This window comes from Acinetobacter sp. Q85-2 (genome assembly GCF_013420555.1).
Classification (GTDB): Bacteria; Pseudomonadota; Gammaproteobacteria; order Pseudomonadales; family Moraxellaceae; genus Acinetobacter; species Acinetobacter indicus.
Map to the genome: position 1 here is coordinate 13,589 of NZ_VOXW01000005.1, position 16,251 is coordinate 29,839.

The 16,251-nt window shown below is 44.3% G+C and carries 17 protein-coding genes; 11 read left to right on the plus strand and 6 right to left on the minus strand.

What is annotated here, in order from left to right:
* Nucleotides 1–69: 69 nt before the first annotated feature.
* The 4 genes from FTT68_RS03550 to FTT68_RS03565 all read left to right on the plus strand — a co-directional run bounded on the left by FTT68_RS03550 (nt 70) and on the right by FTT68_RS03565 (nt 3,170).
* Nucleotides 70–1,062 (plus strand): NAD(P)H-quinone oxidoreductase, encoded by a 993-nt coding sequence (locus tag FTT68_RS03550; protein ID WP_152342454.1) that lies wholly within the window; start codon nt 70–72, stop codon nt 1,060–1,062.
* Nucleotides 1,063–1,286: 224 nt separating this feature from the next.
* Nucleotides 1,287–1,457 (plus strand): hypothetical protein, encoded by a 171-nt coding sequence (locus FTT68_RS03555; RefSeq protein WP_005179332.1) that lies wholly within the window; start codon nt 1,287–1,289, stop codon nt 1,455–1,457.
* Nucleotides 1,458–1,626: 169 nt separating this feature from the next.
* The gene (locus FTT68_RS03560) at nt 1,627–2,523 is read left to right on the plus strand and encodes a YafY family protein (protein ID WP_168406690.1); all 897 of its coding nucleotides are present in this window, start codon (nt 1,627–1,629) and stop codon (nt 2,521–2,523) included.
* A gap of 140 nt (nt 2,524–2,663) precedes the next feature.
* Nucleotides 2,664–3,170, plus strand: coding sequence for a hypothetical protein (locus tag FTT68_RS03565; protein ID WP_016659280.1), 507 nt, complete (start codon nt 2,664–2,666; stop codon nt 3,168–3,170).
* A 74-nt stretch (nt 3,171–3,244) separates the two neighbouring features.
* On the opposite strand, the gene FTT68_RS03570 is transcribed toward FTT68_RS03565, so the two are convergent.
* Together FTT68_RS03570 and FTT68_RS03575 are read right to left on the minus strand one after the other, a co-directional pair.
* Nucleotides 3,245–4,561 carry a hemolysin family protein gene (locus tag FTT68_RS03570; RefSeq protein ID WP_005179329.1) on the minus strand — a complete coding sequence of 439 codons (1,317 nt, stop codon included), beginning with the start codon at nt 4,559–4,561 and terminating at the stop codon, nt 3,245–3,247.
* A 124-nt stretch (nt 4,562–4,685) separates the two neighbouring features.
* Complete coding sequence (locus tag FTT68_RS03575; protein WP_075167072.1) at nt 4,686–5,675, minus strand: LysR family transcriptional regulator; 990 nt, start codon at nt 5,673–5,675, stop codon at nt 4,686–4,688.
* 637 nt (nt 5,676–6,312) lie between these two features.
* Here FTT68_RS03575 and FTT68_RS03580 point away from each other — a divergent pair.
* Complete coding sequence (locus FTT68_RS03580) at nt 6,313–7,914, plus strand: isocitrate lyase (protein ID WP_180056472.1); 1,602 nt, start codon at nt 6,313–6,315, stop codon at nt 7,912–7,914.
* Between the two features lie 144 nt (nt 7,915–8,058).
* On the opposite strand, the gene FTT68_RS03585 is transcribed toward FTT68_RS03580, so the two are convergent.
* A complete protein-coding gene (locus FTT68_RS03585) occupies nt 8,059–8,823 on the minus strand; it encodes a copper resistance protein NlpE N-terminal domain-containing protein (RefSeq protein ID WP_180056474.1) in 765 nt (254 codons plus the stop codon).
* A gap of 178 nt (nt 8,824–9,001) precedes the next feature.
* Nucleotides 9,002–9,466, minus strand: a complete 465-nt coding sequence (locus FTT68_RS03590) for a copper resistance protein NlpE (RefSeq protein ID WP_180056476.1) — start codon at nt 9,464–9,466, stop codon at nt 9,002–9,004.
* Between the two features lie 264 nt (nt 9,467–9,730).
* Here FTT68_RS03590 and FTT68_RS03595 point away from each other — a divergent pair, with 264 nt between their 5' ends.
* Nucleotides 9,731–10,324, plus strand: coding sequence for a 1-acyl-sn-glycerol-3-phosphate acyltransferase (locus tag FTT68_RS03595; RefSeq protein ID WP_127800579.1), 594 nt, complete (start codon nt 9,731–9,733; stop codon nt 10,322–10,324).
* Nucleotides 10,325–10,486: 162 nt separating this feature from the next.
* On the opposite strand, the gene FTT68_RS03600 is transcribed toward FTT68_RS03595, so the two are convergent.
* Both FTT68_RS03600 and FTT68_RS03605 read right to left on the minus strand, forming a co-directional pair.
* A complete protein-coding gene (locus FTT68_RS03600; RefSeq protein WP_104488721.1) occupies nt 10,487–10,819 on the minus strand; it encodes a hypothetical protein in 333 nt (110 codons plus the stop codon).
* A gap of 124 nt (nt 10,820–10,943) precedes the next feature.
* A complete protein-coding gene (locus FTT68_RS03605) occupies nt 10,944–11,705 on the minus strand; it encodes a 3-oxoacyl-ACP reductase (protein ID WP_168370105.1) in 762 nt (253 codons plus the stop codon).
* 143 nt (nt 11,706–11,848) lie between these two features.
* On the opposite strand from FTT68_RS03605, the gene FTT68_RS03610 reads away from it, so the two are divergent.
* The 5 genes from FTT68_RS03610 to FTT68_RS03630 all read left to right on the plus strand — a co-directional run bounded on the left by FTT68_RS03610 (nt 11,849) and on the right by FTT68_RS03630 (nt 16,233).
* Nucleotides 11,849–12,724, plus strand: coding sequence for an urease accessory protein UreD (locus FTT68_RS03610; protein ID WP_180056583.1), 876 nt, complete (start codon nt 11,849–11,851; stop codon nt 12,722–12,724).
* A 155-nt stretch (nt 12,725–12,879) separates the two neighbouring features.
* Entirely contained in the window at nt 12,880–13,182 is a 303-nt protein-coding gene (gene ureA, locus FTT68_RS03615) for an urease subunit gamma (RefSeq protein ID WP_045796076.1), read from the plus strand.
* A gap of 9 nt (nt 13,183–13,191) precedes the next feature.
* Nucleotides 13,192–13,500: an urease subunit beta gene (locus FTT68_RS03620; protein ID WP_180056478.1), complete on the plus strand. Its 309-nt coding sequence runs from the start codon at nt 13,192–13,194 to the stop codon at nt 13,498–13,500.
* 12 nt (nt 13,501–13,512) lie between these two features.
* The gene (ureC, locus tag FTT68_RS03625) at nt 13,513–15,213 is read left to right on the plus strand and encodes an urease subunit alpha (protein ID WP_180056480.1); all 1,701 of its coding nucleotides are present in this window, start codon (nt 13,513–13,515) and stop codon (nt 15,211–15,213) included.
* 192 nt (nt 15,214–15,405) lie between these two features.
* Nucleotides 15,406–16,233 (plus strand): DUF2971 domain-containing protein, encoded by an 828-nt coding sequence (locus FTT68_RS03630; RefSeq protein ID WP_168370108.1) that lies wholly within the window; start codon nt 15,406–15,408, stop codon nt 16,231–16,233.
* Nucleotides 16,234–16,251: the final 18 nt, after the last annotated feature.

Below are 16,251 nucleotides of genomic sequence, written 5' to 3' on the forward strand. Positions count from 1 at the left end.
CTTCATTCCGTCATTTTTCTATGTTCAAATAGAGTACAGAAACTTGCACTGAACAATTAAGGAAAATCCATGTCACAAGCGACGATGCAGCAGGTCATTATTACAGAACCAGGCGGCCCGGAAAAACTGGCCTATGAAAGTGTGGCTATTCCGACACCAGCAGCCAATGAGGTGCTGGTTAAGGTTCATGCCTTTGGTTTAAACCGCCCGGATATCTTGCAGCGCCAAGGCCTCTATCCAATGCCGAAAGGGGTAACGCCTGTGCCGGGGCTGGAAGTGGCCGGTGAAGTGGTAGCGGTAGGCGAAGAGGTCAGCAAATTTAAAGTCGGCGATAAAGTTTGTGGCCTGACCAATGGCGGTGGCTATGCAGAATACTGCGTGGTTCCGGAAAGCCAGACCCTGACCATTCCTGAAGGCTTGAGTTTTGTACAAGCTGCGGCTATTCCGGAAACCTTCTTTACCGTATGGGCCAACGTGTTCCAGATGGGGCAAGCCAAGGCTGGCGAAACAGTACTGGTCCATGGGGGTAGCAGCGGTATTGGTACCACAGCGCTGATGTTATGTAATGCGCTGGGCATGAAAACCTTTGCGACTGTCGGTTCAGATGAAAAAGTTGCGGCTATTTCACACCTGACCACCGCCATTAACTACAAGACACAAGATTTTGAGCAGGTGATTAATGAACAGACTGACAATGGCGGCGTCGATGTTATTTTAGATATCGTTGGCGCACCTTATCTGGAACGTAACCTGAACCTGTTACGCCGTGATGGTCGTCTGGTTTATATCGCGTTCTTGGGCGGTGCCAAAGCCAAAGATGTGAAACTTGGCCCGATTATGATGAAGCGCCTGACCATTACCGGTTCGACCATGCGTGCGCGTAATACTGCAGAAAAAGCTGAAATTGCCCAAGGCTTGCAAGACACAGTGTGGCCATTATTGAGCAAAGGTGAATGTCTGCCGATGATTTTTAAAACCTTTAAATTTGATCAGATCCAGGAAGCGCATGCGGCCATGGATACCGGTGATCATATTGGCAAGGTTGTGGTAGAAATTATTTAATTCGGCATCTAAAAAAGACCGGCTATAGCCGGTCTTTTTTATGCTTATTTCAAGTTAGTACATTGATGTTTATTACTTAAACTGTACAAGCTTTACTAAAAATTAAAATATATGTGATGTATTTGACACAACCTGTCGAAACTGTGTTGTACATTAGCCCACATACGAAACAGACATCATAAAAATAAACTGGATATTTCAATGAAGAGACAGAGGGCAGAATCATGAGAATTTCATCTACAGCATATACCACCACCCAGAATATACGTGCTTTAAGGCGCATTCATCGGGCTATTATCCGTCAAAAAATAGGTCTGGCAGATATCCACCGGGTGTATAGTGCCATGCTGCATTTAGAGCGTTATGTGGATCGCCTGGATCAGAATAAGCCTTAAGTCTAAGCTGAATGCAGTCTTGTGATACGTATTTTGATTTACTTTTAACGTAAATGTATTTAAAGTTTTGGTCTAATTATTTATATGATTTTTTATTTAATAAATTTTAATTTACGGTTGTTTAATTGATAGAAAAAACAGTGCCTTAAAACAGCACCATGAGGGTATCATGAAGTGTGTTACTTCAACACATGAACGACTGGCCGAACGGCTGGTCAGTATTTTAACCAAACTCAATGTAGGGCATCAGCTGAGTATTCCGGAACTGGCCCAGGAATTTAAAGTCAGCACCCGCACCATTGAACGTGACTTTGATCGGCTGAATGCCTATCTACCTTTATTGCAGGACAAACGCAGCAAAAAATACTATCTTGATGCTTCCTATTTGGGACGGTTTAAACTTCAGGATATCCAGAACTTTGCCCAGTTGTCGGGCATTAGCGATCTTTATCCCTCGCTGGATATTTCGTTCCTACGTGAGCTGATGGATCATCGTGCCAATCTGGTGTTTTCCGCCAAAGGTTATGATTATGAAGACAGTAGCCAATATGCCGAACATTTTAAAACCCTGACCCAAGCCATTCAGCAGCGTCAGTACATTGGCTTTGTCTATAAAAACAAGTCCCGTCGGGTGCAGCCTTATCGCCTGATTCATCATCATGGTAACTGGTATCTGGCTGCGGTGCATTCGGACACTTTAAAAGTGTATCGCCTGAGCCTGATTGAGCAGATTGAACTCAGTTATGAACTGGACCCGTTTGAGCATGATCCGGCTATTCTGCAACAGTTGGAAGATGAAGAAGGTATCTGGTTTGGTCATGAACAGCAGGAAGTGCATTTATCGGTTGCGGCAGATGCCGCGCTGTATTTTAAACAGCGCCGGCTGTTTCCAAAGCAGCAGATTCTGGAAGAAAAGCCGTGTGGCAGCCTGTTGATTTCCTGCCAGATTCGCCATCATATTCAGCTTTATCCGCTGGTACGCTACTGGATTCCCTATATCAAAATTGTAGCGCCGCTGCATTTACAAACCGAGCTGGAGCAGAGCCTTAGCCATTATCTGCATTAATTCGTATTGTGGGTGTACATTTGAGTTTTGATGACCATTAAGACTGGCCTCTTATTCCTGCCATAATTGCTACGGAATCTGTCGAGCTTTAAGTGAAATTATGCGAAAATAGCGTTTTACTTTTTGCCCAAGGCTATTTCATGATTGACCAGTCTCCTGAATCTTTAAGCGATATTGAAATTATAGACATCCTTCAGAGTATGAAGAATGATGTGCTCAATAGCGAAGCCAAAGAGATTATCCGCAAAGGCGGAAAAGTGGGACGTCAGGAAGCGCATAAACAGGCCTTGGTGGCATTGCATCAATCTTTTGAGGAAAAATTTGTTGAAGCGGTGACGCTGGCATTGAGCTTGAATGAAGCACAAGCCAAAAAAATCCGCTATAAAAAAGACCGGATTCGTATTTTAAAAGCCCGTCAGATTGATTATCTGGCCATTGATGGCGCAGAAACCGCCCAGGTACTGGCACAAATTGCACAAGCTATTGTCCGTGAAGATGCGATTGTGACCCATGACCTGCACAATATTTTCCCGTTCTGGAAAGAAGGTTGGCCAATGGTGCAGTTCGACAGCGCCTATAAAATTCTGGAAGATGATATTGCCATTCACTATCAGGCGGTGCTGGATGAATTGCTGCGTCAGTTTTAAGTGAATTGCTGCATGAAAAAAACCTTCTAGAGTCTAGAAGGTTTTTTTATCGCTCTTGATTGGAGGAAGATGGATTATTCCTGTTCCGGCGGCTGGTTATTTTCCAGTAAACGTGTCACCAACAGCTGGTCAATTTTAAAATGATCGACATCGACCACTTCAAATTTATAACCGCCATATAACACGGTATCGGCTGGACGCGGAATTTTACGCAGCTGATACATCATAAAACCGGCCAGAGTTTCATAGTTTTCTTCATCGGGCATTTCTTCAATTTCAAGTGCATGTTTCATGTCTTCAATTGGGGTACTGCCGTCAATCAGCCATGAATTATTATCACGTTTAATAATCTGCTGTTCTTCTTCAATAGGGGTTACCCAGTCGCCCATTACGGTAATCATAATATCGGACAAGGTAATGACGCCGACCACAAGTGCGTACTCATTAATCACCACCGCAAATTTTTCTTTGGTCGAGCGGAAGCGGTCCAGCACTTCAGACAGGGTCAGGGTATCGGGAATGGTGAGTACATTACGAATGGTTGATTCATTCAGCTGGTTGATTTTCTGGTTATTTAGAATCCGTACCAGAATATCTTTGGCATCAACATAGCCAATCACCTGATCAATATTTTCATTACAGACCAGAAATTTGGAATAGGGAAATTCGGCCAGTTTCTGGCGAATGCTGTCTTCGGCTTCATTTAGGGTAAAGTACACCACATTTTCACGCGTGGTCATGCTGGACGGGACATTACGTTCTTCCAGTTCAAACACGTTTTCAATAAAGTGATGTTCCTGTTTTTGCAACACACCCGCTTGGGCGCCGGCATCCATCACTGCGGAAATATCATCAAAGGTAATATTGTCATCGCGGATGGTATTGACCTTAAATAGCCGGAACAGCATATTGGCGATGGCATTAATAAACCAGGCCAGTGGTTTGCAGACGGTAATAAACACCTGCACCGGATTGATCACGGAAATGGAAATTTTCTCTGGTGCAATCATGGCCAGGCGTTTCGGCATCAGGTCGGCAAACAGAATAAATAAAGAGGTGACCAAGGTAAAAGACAGCGCAAAGCTAAGGGTTTCGGCCCACGGTCCGGTATAGAAGCGGGTGACAAAATCGTAGAAATACGGGCGAAAAGCACCTTCACCTAAAATACCGCCTAAAATGGCAATCGCATTCAAGCCAATTTGCGAGGCGGCAAAAAAGTCTGCCGAGTTTTCCTGTAAATCCAGCACTTTTTGCGCACGTTCATCTCCGGCTTCAGCCAGAATTTTTAATTTGACCTTACGCGCACCGGCCAGAGCGATCTCGGTCAGTGATAAAAAACCTGCTCCTGCAATCAGTATGAAAATAATAACAATGTTCTGGAAGAGGCTCACGAATCCACCTGCGGATTTTTATTCTGAATATTTTTAACGTCAAAAACATCGAGTAGTGCACCGGGCACTACTCATGTTCATCTTAGTATAAGCTTTAAAAAGAGAGATTTATGAGCGTTTTTTGTCAAAATTGAGAAAATTGTGAGTTATTCATTAAAAACTCACGGTTTTCTTCTTCAATCATTTGACGGGCCACATATAAAATCAGCTGGCGTAACCAGCGGTGCGCCGGATGATGATGCAGTAACGGACACCAGGCCATCTTCAATTCAAATTCCGGAATATAAAACGGCGGGTCTTTAATCAGCAGATTCTGGCTTTTGGCCTGTAAACGGGCAATTCGGGTCGGTAAGGTGGCCACCAGATCCACATTGGATGCCAAGAGTGCCGGCATCTGATAATGACGGGTAAAGACTGAAATCTTGCGTTTTTGACCAATCCGCTCCAGTGCCTGATCAATCCAGCCTAATCCGGCCTGTTTTTCAGGATTAACGCCAAAGCCAACGCCCATACCGGTTTTAGAGACCCAGATATGCTGTGCATCTAAATAGCTTTTGAGGTTCAGGTTACTGGCCGCCGGGTGTTTCTGATTGAGTAGACAGGAAAAACTGTCACGCCAGACCAGTACCTGGTGGAAACTTTGCGGAATTTCATTAAAGCGGTTGATGGCTAGGTCTACCTTGCCTTGTTCCATGTCACGATAGGACACATCACTTGGGGTCAGAAAGTCGAGCACCACATTTGGCGCTTCAGAACGCAAGGCTTTAACCAGACGCGGCACTAGGGTAGCTTCAGCATAATCTGAAGTCATAATCCGGAATACGCGATTGGAGGTATACGGGCGGAACTCGGTACGGGGTTCCAGAATCATGGATAAATCGGACAGGGCATCACGAATACGCGGTTGTAATTCAAGTGCGCGTTCGGTCGGGGTCATCCCTTCAGATGAACGGATGAGCAGGGGATCATTAAACAAGTTACGTAGACGACGTAAAATGTTACTCATGGCGGGTTGGGTAACGCCCAATTGTTCAGCTGCTCGAGTGACATTTTTTTCGCGAAGTAATACGTCCAGGTAAATTAGTAGGTTGAGATCGACCCGCTCCAGATTCATAAAAAAAATACCGAAAATAAACCCAAGAAATTATTTGGATTATGCCATAAGCCTGAAGGCTTGGGTAGAACAATTACCGAAAAAGCCTGTTCCCTGATCGGATCAATTCCTGCATATTTACCGGGTTTTTCGGCCCAATTCGCGCGGGGTTTAAGCGGCTTAAATCAGCGCGTGTCGGGTTGATCCAAACCTCATCGCATCCACCTGCAGAAATGCTTGAGTTGAGCGACTCAACACAAGCATGGTCTTCTTCTATTCACTGTCAGGTTGGGTCTACCAGGCTAAAAATAAGCCGGATATTGCCTTGATTTTGTACGGAAAAAGCCGTACCCGACTTAAGTATAATGAATATAAAAAAAGCAAATGGTGTGTTTTTTAATCGGTTATTTGAATTGTGAAATAAAATTTATTTAATAAAAATCAAATATTTGTTTTGTAATATAAATTTTCGGATACGACTTTGATCTACATATTTTTTAAATAAATAGTGAAGATTCTTTGAGGATATTGGATTAATTTTCTAACTCACTCTAATCTGTACTCAACACGACGAAGTGCTCTAAATCTGAACACATCCAGAGGTATGATTTTAGTCATTTCGTTGGAGAAAATCCTAAAATTAATACAGGAAAATATCATGACTACATACCAAACAGCGATTGATGCAATCCGCGAATTGAAAGCGAAATTCGGTAACACTTGGGCAGACATCAGTCCTGAAGATGCTGCGCGTATGCAGATGCAAAACCGTTTCAAAACTGGTTTAGACATTGCTAAATATACAGCTGCGATTATGCGTCGTGATATGGCTGAATACGATGCAGACAGCAGCAAGTACACTCAATCATTAGGTTGCTGGCACGGTTTCGTTGCGCAACAAAAAATGATTGCGAACAAAAAATACTTCGGTACAACCTCTAAGCGTTATATCTACCTGTCTGGCTGGATGGTTGCTGCACTTCGTTCAGAATTCGGTCCACTTCCTGACCAATCTATGCACGAAAAAACTTCTGTTCCTGCATTGATCGAAGAAATCTACACTTTCTTACGTCAAGCTGACGCAAAAGAATTAAACGATTTGTTCCGTGCACTGAAAAAAGCACAAGACGCAGGTGATACTGCTAAAGCAGCTGAAATCACTGCTCAAATCGACAACTTTGAAACTCACGTTGTGCCAATTATTGCCGACATCGATGCTGGTTTCGGTAACGAAGAAGCAACTTACTTACTTGCGAAGAAAATGATCGAAGCGGGTGCTTGTGCACTGCAAATCGAAAACCAGGTTTCTGATGCGAAACAATGTGGTCACCAAGCAGGTAAAGTAACTGTTCCACACGAAGACTTCATCGCGAAAATCCACGCGCTTCGCTATGCGTTCCTGGAAATGGGTCTTGACGACGGTATCATCGTTGCACGTACTGACTCTGAAGGCGCTGACTTGACTCAAAAAATCCCAGTGGTTAAAGAGCCAGGCGACATCGCTTCTCAATACATCAGCTACTTAGACACTCAAGAAATTGACATCTCTGAAGCGAAAGAAGACGAAATCCTGATCAAGCGTGATGGTAAATTACACCGTCCTAAGCGTTTAGCTTCTGGCTTGTACCAGTTCCGTGAAGGCACTCAAATTGACCGCGTTGTACTTGACTGTGTAACTAGCTTACAAAACGGTGCTGACCTGCTTTGGATCGAAACTGCAACGCCTAACGTTGAAGAAATCGCTCACATGGTGAACCGTGTACGTGAAGTTGTGCCAAATGCGAAGCTTGTTTATAACAACTCTCCATCGTTCAACTGGACTTTAAACTTCCGTCAACAAGCTTACGACCGTTGGGTTGCTGAAGGTAAAGACGTTTCTGCTTACGACCGTGCTAAATTAATGAGCGCTGAGTACGACAACACTGAATTAGCAGCTGATGCTGATGAAAAAGTTCGTACATTCCAAGCAGATGCTTCTCGTGAAGCAGGTGTGTTCCACCACTTGATCACACTTCCGACTTACCACACTGCTGCGCTTTCTACTCATGAGCTTGCAGAAGGTTACTTCGGTTCTGAAGGTATGTTGGCTTATGTTGCTGGCGTACAACGTAAAGAAATCCGTGGTGGTATCTCTTGCGTTAAACACCAAGCAATGGCTGGTTCTGACATCGGTGACGATCACAAAGAAATCTTCTCTGGTGACAACGCACTTAAAGCTGCGGACGAAGCTAAAAACACTATGAACCAATTCAACGCGTAATCGCTGAATGGTTTAAAAGAAAACCCTGCGTAAGCAGGGTTTTTTTATGCTTGAATAAAAAGAATAAATAAGAAAGAAAAAAGAAGATCAGTACAGCAAGATAAAAAGAAACGGCAGAATAGAAAATGAAAGAAAAAAGAAAAGCTATTTCACCTTAATATAGTCCGCCACCGCATTGTCCGGATAATTAAAGCTGATTTTATTGTAGCGGGTGTGCTGGGCCGGAATAGGTTCTAAAAAGCTTTCATCAACCAGCGCGTTATATTCCTGATAGTTTTGATCGACCAGAATAATATCGCTGACTTTCAGTTTTAGCGGCTGATCTGACTGGTTATGAATACGCATATAGTAGTCATGCGCTTTGACGGTATCGGTAATATCGCGAAAGCTTAAGCTATCAATATGTTCGGCCTGAATGTCGGCATGTTTCAGCGCATTGCTGACTTCAATGGTCGCAACACGTTCCAGTTTTAGTGCTGGCTGTTTGGATGAGGCATCTACAAGTTCCAGCCCGTTTGCTGTGGGCTGCAATTGTTGAATCTGTTGATCAGTACTGATTAATTGGGCAGTCTCTTCATTGGTATAGCTGACCTGACCTTGTGTATTCTGGCTACGCTGACGGCGAGCATAGATACGGGTATCTTGCAGGCTGTAGCTCTGATCCGGATGAATCTTTAACTCAAGAATACGCTGCTGGCAATCATCACAGTCAAGGATGGTTTTGTAGTGACCGGCCAGCGGCTCCGGCTGTGGTGCTGCTGTTTCAGCAGCAGGCATTAGGCTGTCTTGCGGTTGGGTTTCAGTTTGGGCCTGGGCATTGCTCATGGTACTGCTTTTTTCAGCTTGCCCACCGCAACCACTTAAACACAAGGACAAGGTGCTAATTGCAAGAAGAGGACGAGATAACATGGCAACAGATCAATCTTTGGATAAGGTATTAAACATAAACTTTTCGGGCATATTCGCCTAGAGCAGAGGGCTAAATTGAGCCGCTGTTTTGTAGCAAATTTTATCGCGGGCAAAAAACCGTTTTGAAACAAGAAAAGCCACCAAAGTGGTGACTTTTAGCGATGCTAGATCTTGTGCTTTATTGCAGATCTTTTTGCAGACGATAATTCTGGCTGGCATCAATATTGTCGCCATTATTGACATCACGCGCTTCAATAAAGTTTTCACCGACAAAGAATTTACGGTTATTGGCAGCCTGATCCAGAATAATAACGGCAGGATCATTCGGGTCAAATTCAAACGTACCGGTAATTTTGGACTCCTGACCATTGGCACGGCCCAGGAATTCTTCACTCAGCTCATAGGTTTTATCCATTTTTAGCTCAAGCTCGGTTTCAATGCCCTGGCAGTCGCTACACGGCAAGACCCCTTTATATTCTCCCGGCCAGTCCAGTGCGGTGGCGGCTGTATCATTGGCGCTCATTTCAGTGGCTGCGGCAGGCGAGGTGGTTTCTGCATCGCGGGCGGTTTCAGGGGTTTTATTGTTATCACAGGCGGCCAGTAACAGCGCCGTGAGAGCAAGGCTCAGAATTTTTATTTTCACCGATCAATCTCCTGACAGGACAGATAGGGTCAGCATAGCCTGATTGTAAAAATTGCCCTGTTGGGTTTCTGTGAGTATTTATTTTCAGTTTACGGCATCCGGTTTATTTAAGAAAAACCCGAAAGATTGGCAGGAATGGCGATTGACGGTTTGGCTAATTGTATACATTTATATATTAATTGATTAAATATTCGGCAATCTGCTCTTTTTTAAATCTGTTGAGTTGTTAAACTTCGCGCAATTTTTATTGTGTGGATTGTGCTTGTGTTTGAGAAGTTGGCAGAACAGAGCTTGGGGTTGATGGGCTGGGAAATTGACAATCACTGGCCGCTGGATTTGGACCAGTGTGTGATGATTGCCGCGCCGCATACCAGTAACTGGGATGCACTATATGCACGTTTGGCGCTTAAAGCCTTGGGCGTGAATGTGCGCCTGACCATTAAAGACAGTTATATGAAGTTTCCGTTTGGGCCTTTTGTCCGTGCAATGGGCGGAATTGGCATTGACCGTCGTCCGAAGGCAGCCGGTGAGCAGCGTCCAAGCATGGTGCAGCTGATGAGCGATTTGTTCAAGCAGCATCCCAAGCTGGTGATGCTGGTTACGCCAGAAGGTACACGCGCCAAACAGGAACAGTGGAAAACCGGTTTTTACCATGTGGCGGTAACGGCTGGCGTGCCAATTGCACTGGCCTATATGGACTACGCCCAGAAAAAATGTGGGGTAGGTAAAATTGTCTATCCATCGGGAGATATGGAAAAAGACATGGCAGAAATCATGGCGTTTTATGCCAGCATTGCCGCCAAATTCCCGGAACAGTTTAGTGTCGATACCCGTTACTATGCAGAACCGGCTGAATAGTCACTCATTGTTAAAAAAAGAAGACAGGGCATCGAGCCTGTCTTTTTATTTATATGCTTTCAATATCGAAATTAGCAGTACATCAAGATGCGAGAGGTTGAAGCTTCTCTCTGATTGATCGGCTGTTTTGTGTGATCAAACTTCTAAATATCTGATTTTGATTTAAGGCTGTTCTGCTTTGGGAAAAATTCCGCCCAATGATTGGCAGGCTGCGGTATAAAGATGATATTGCTGCTGCACAATTTCATCCACCGCCAGGCTGGATTGCTGTTCACCTTCCCGATATTGCTCGACATAACGACTGGCTTTTTGCCGGGCGGCAACCAGTGCATGTTCGTGATAGCTGTTAATAGCACTATGTGTCATTAGCGCGGTTTCAATATTGTGGCATTCAAATTGCGCCAGCAATTGTTCAGCGCGTTTTAATTCTTGGGAGTTACCGAACATACAGGCGCTCAGCAGGGTACAGCAGGCCAAAGCAAACAGGGGTTTCATGTTAGCAAAATAGTGAAGAGAGGATGGACCATAGTCTAGCGAATTCAGCCCACCTCTAGCATGACAAACCGGTTTAACTGCTTAAAAATTAGTTTATTGTGATAAAAGTCACACAAAACTGCAGTTAACCTTTGACCAGACCGCCATCAACAATCAGGTTTTGCCCGGTGACTGCACGCGAATACGGTGACAGGAACATCATAATAGCTGCGGCAAATTCTTCTGGGGTGGTAACGCGGCGTAGTGGCGTCGAGGCAGCAATTAAATCAAATACCGCATCTGGCGTGGCTTTGCTGGCATCGGTGGTTTGGAGCAGACCGCCAGACAACATATTCACGTTAATACCATATTGGCCCAGATCATGCGCTGCAGTACGGGTAAAGGCCAACAGTGCGGCTTTGGCGGTGGTGTAGTCATGATAAGGCACCACCGGATTCTGCACGAGGTTGGTACCAATATTCACAATACGGCCAAATCCGGCAGTTTTCATATCCTCAAGCGCTGCTTGGGTGGTATTGAGGGCAGCCACAACTGCACCATCAAACTGTTGCTGCATGATGGCCGGCGTCAGATCTTCGACTTTGGGACGGGCATCACCATTAAACTCAAAGTTAATTAAGGCATTGTTGATGACACTATGAATGGCCTGACCAAAATGCGCCTTGGCTGCGGCAAAGAGAGCCTGCACTTGGGCTTTGTCAGTGACATCGGCCTGATAGGCAAAGACCTGCTCAGGATACTGTTGCACCAGTTGCTCGGCAGCAGCGGCACTGTTTAAATAATTTACCACTACACGCGCCCCTTCCGCCAATAAGGTTCGGGTAATCGCCAGGCCTAAACCGCGTGCGCCGCCAGTCACTAAAACAATTTGATCACGAATTTGCATATTGCTCACATCTTCATTCCCTATGCAGATGCACCATAGCAAGAAATGGCAGCCAGCCAAAGCGAAATCTGCGCCGATAGAAATTGGTGCAGTTATTGCTTAATGCCAGGGCATAGACTTCAAAAAGATACAAATTGAGCAAAATGAATCAGCTGGTGGCAACAGAAGTGAAGCCTGCGGTGCAATATTGGTTTGCACAGCTCGAACTTGGCTTTAAAGGCGCAGAAAATCGCACCGTATTGGAACATCGTAAGCATCATGGTCCTGTTCGGGTGCAAAAAATGCTGTGGCCGGAAAAAACCGGGGTGTGCCACGCCATTATTGTGCATCCACCGGCAGGCATTGCCGGGGGTGATCATTTAACCTTTCAGATGTCGGCAGAGCAGGCCGCACATGCCTTGGTGACCACGCCGGGTGCAGGAAAATGGTACAAGACCAATCAAAAACAGGCTTTCCAACATATTGATATTACAGTTAAAGATGCCTCTATTTTTGAATGGCTACCACAAGAAACCATGCTCTTTAATGGTGCACATGCCAATTCTGAAACCAGAGTTATTTTGGAGGATGCCGCCAGTTTTATTGGTTGGGATATGTTGGTACTGGGCCGTCAGGCGCGCCATGAAACATTTATCGAGGGCAGTTATCAAAATCGATTTCAGCTGTACCGGAAGCATAAATTACTGGTCACTGACCGTTTGAGTTTTAGTGGTAATGACCGCTGGCTCAGCTCCTGTTTGGGAATGAACGGTCATGCAGTCATGGCCAGCTTCTGGGCAGTGCCGCCAGAAAAATTCCGCTCAAAATTCTATTTAGATCAGCAGATTGATCAAATCCGTGAGCTGATTATGCGCATGGATATTAAGGTGACGTTAACCCTGCTGGATGATGTGGTGACAGCACGTTATCTGGGTGATGACGTACGCCAGTGTCATGATGCTTTCGCTGCGATACGTGCCAAGCTGCGCCGTGACTGGTTCGATTTAGATGAAGAATTTCCGAGGATTTGGCGGACATAAAATGAAGTTCTCCCTCCCAATGGGAGGGAGCTAGAGGGAGGGTAAATACATTGGGTTTATTACCTCTCCCTAACCCTCTCCTGAAAGGAGAGGGAATATCATTTTTTAGCACACATTTTGCATTACACCCTTTAGAACAAACTTAGGAACGAGATATGGAACTCAATCCCACTGAAAAAGACAAAATGCTGATTTTTACTGCGGGCTTGGTGGCCGAACGCCGTAAAGCACGTGGGCTAAAACTGAACTATCCCGAGGCGATTGCCTATATTTCTGCCGCGTTGTTAGAAGGCGCACGTGATGGCATGAGCGTCAGTGAGCTGATGCATTACGGCACCACGTTATTAAAACGTGAAGATGTGATGGATGGCATTCCGGAAATGATTGCCGAAGTTCAGGTTGAAGCGACTTTTCCAGATGGCTCAAAACTGGTCACTGTACATCAACCGATTGTCTAGGAGTCAAACATGATACCCGGAGAAGTGATTACCCCAGACTCAGACATTGAAATGAATGTGGGGCGTCAGACCTTAAAAATGACCGTGGCAAATGCCGGTGACCGTCCGATTCAGGTCGGTTCACATTTTCATTTTTATGAGGCCAATGATGCCTTGCAGTTTGACCGTGAAGCGGCACGAGGTTTTCGTTTAAATATTGCCGCAGGCACAGCGGTACGTTTTGAGCCGGGTCAAAGCCGGGATATTGAACTGGTGGCTTTAGCCGGTAAACGCGAAGTCTATGGCTTTGCCGGTCGTGTCATGGGTCCATTGGATTAAGGAAAAATTAAAATGAAAATGTCACGCCGTGCCTATGCGGAAATGTTTGGTCCAACGGTAGGCGATCGGGTTCGTTTGGCCGATACCGAACTGTTTATTGATGTGGAACAAGACCTCACCACTTATGGTGAAGAAGTTAAATTTGGTGGTGGTAAAGTCATTCGTGATGGAATGGGGCAGTCACAACTTTTGGCTGATGACGTTGCCGATACCGTCATTACCAATGCTTTAATTGTAGATTGGTGGGGCATTGTTAAAGCTGATGTCGGTTTAAAGAACGGACGTATCTGGAAAATTGGTAAAGCCGGCAACCCTGATATTCAGCCGGATATTATCATTCCACTTGGTGCTGCTACTGAAGTGATTGCAGGTGAAGGACAAATTTTAACAGCAGGTGGTGTGGATACCCATATTCATTGGATTTGCCCACAACAAGTGGAAACTGCACTCATGTCAGGCGTCACCACCATGATTGGTGGCGGTACAGGTCCTGCAGCAGGCACATCGGCAACGACGGTGACTCCGGGTCCTTGGCATATTTCCACCATGCTGCAAGCCATTGACGATTTACCCATGAATATTGGTTTATTGGGTAAAGGTAACCTCAGTCAGCCTGAACCGATTGCCGAGCAAATTCGTGCAGGTGTAGTGGGTTTAAAACTGCATGAAGATTGGGGCTCGACACCTGCAGCGATTGATAACTGTTTGACTGTGGCAGATGAATTTGACGTGCAAGTCGCAATTCATACCGACACTTTAAATGAAAGTGGTTTCTTGGAAGAAACGTTGGCGGCATTTAAAAACCGTACCATTCACACTTATCATACCGAAGGTGCCGGTGGTGGACATGCGCCTGATATTTTAAGAGCCATTGGTCAGCCAAATGTGTTGCCATCGTCGACCAATCCAACCCGTCCTTATACCATCAACACCATTGATGAACATCTGGATATGTTGATGGTCTGTCACCATTTAGATCCTGCAATTTCGGAAGATGTGGCGTTTGCGGAAAGTCGTATTCGCCGTGAAACCATTGCTGCGGAAGATATTTTGCAAGACTTAGGCGCAATTGCCATGATGTCATCGGATTCGCAAGCGATGGGGCGTGTTGGAGAAGTGGTGATACGCACATGGCAAACCGCACATAAAATGAAAGTGCAGCGTGGACCTTTAGAAGGTGATAATGCCACGCATGACAATCATCGTGTGAAGCGTTATATCGCCAAATATACGATTAACCCTGCCATTACCCATGGTTTAAGCCATGAAATCGGTTCGGTAGAAGTCGGAAAACTGGCCGATTTAGTGCTGTGGAAGCCTGCCTTTTTTGGTGTAAAACCGTCGATGATTATTAAAGGTGGCATGATTGCCGCTGCGCCAATGGGCGATATTAATGCGTCTATCCCAACACCTCAGCCAGTGCATTATCGTCCGATGTTTGGTGCCAATGCCCGTGGTGTGCATAACACCTGTATTACCTTCTTGTCGCAAGTGGCGATTGATGCGAGTGTGCATGAAAAGCTAGGGCTGAAAAAGTTGATTAGCCCATGTAAAGGCACACGGGATATTCAGAAGAAAGATATGAAGCTGAATACTTACTGCCCTGTGATGGAAGTTGATCCTGAAATTTATGAGGTTCGGGCAGATGGGAAATTACTGACGTGTGAACCTGCGGAAGTGTTGCCGATGGCACAGCGGTATTTTTTGTTTTGATTGACCTCTCCCTGACCCTCTCCTAAAAGGAGAGGGAAAGAAGTGATTAATTTAATTGCATCTACGTTCCCTCATCCCTTTGGGATGAGGAATATAATTCCGCAAGAGGATGAGGGTGCTAACTCTTGAATTAACTGTATAAAAGGTATACAAGCGAATTTATCTAGGACTTAAAAAGAAGAGAGAGTTAATTTGCTGAATATTTCTGAATATCCTTTTGTATATCAAGATGAAGACTATATTTATTTATATAAACACCAGCCTATAACAGATAGTCGATTAGAGCTTTTAACGAAAGGAACAATCAGCTTTACTAAGCCCGATAAATTTAATGACCCTTTTGATTGTGTTTACGCAGTTGATGAAAGTTACCATTATTCTGTAGAGGAAATTCAAAAGAAATTTTTAGAGCTTTTCAAACAAAAAATTTCGAATGAAGAAGCGATGCATTATGAAAAAGAAAGTATAGAGAAAGAAAATCAAGCAATTAATGATCTAACATATTTTGCGGATATTAATAGTTTAATGGGGATATGTTGTTTGAATCATAATCCGTTAAATATTCTAATGTGGTCTCATTATGCAGACTTTCATAAAGGTTTTTTAACAGAGTTTAAGTTTAGAAAAACCGATTTACTTAACCCGAGTTTGAACTATTTAAATTTTTTCCCGATTCCTGTTAGCTATATGGATGAAATGCTAGTAATTGATCGAGAAACTAGGTTAGATCCAAATGGTAAAATAATTGAAATTTATACATCTAAAGCAGCTGAGTGGAGTTATGAAAAAGAATTTAGAGTCATCAGACCAAATACGAGTGAATCTATTCAGAAGCTCCCATACGATGACTTAATTTGTAGTGTTATCGGAGGTTTAAAAATCTCGGTAGCCGATGAAAAAAAATTGGAAATGATATGTGAAGCAGAAAATATTCCTTATTATAGAGTTCAAAGAATCTCAAATACTTATAAATTGACAGTTCCCAATCATCATCAGCTTGATGTTGAAAAGAAAAATTAAATGCACCAAGAAAACTCA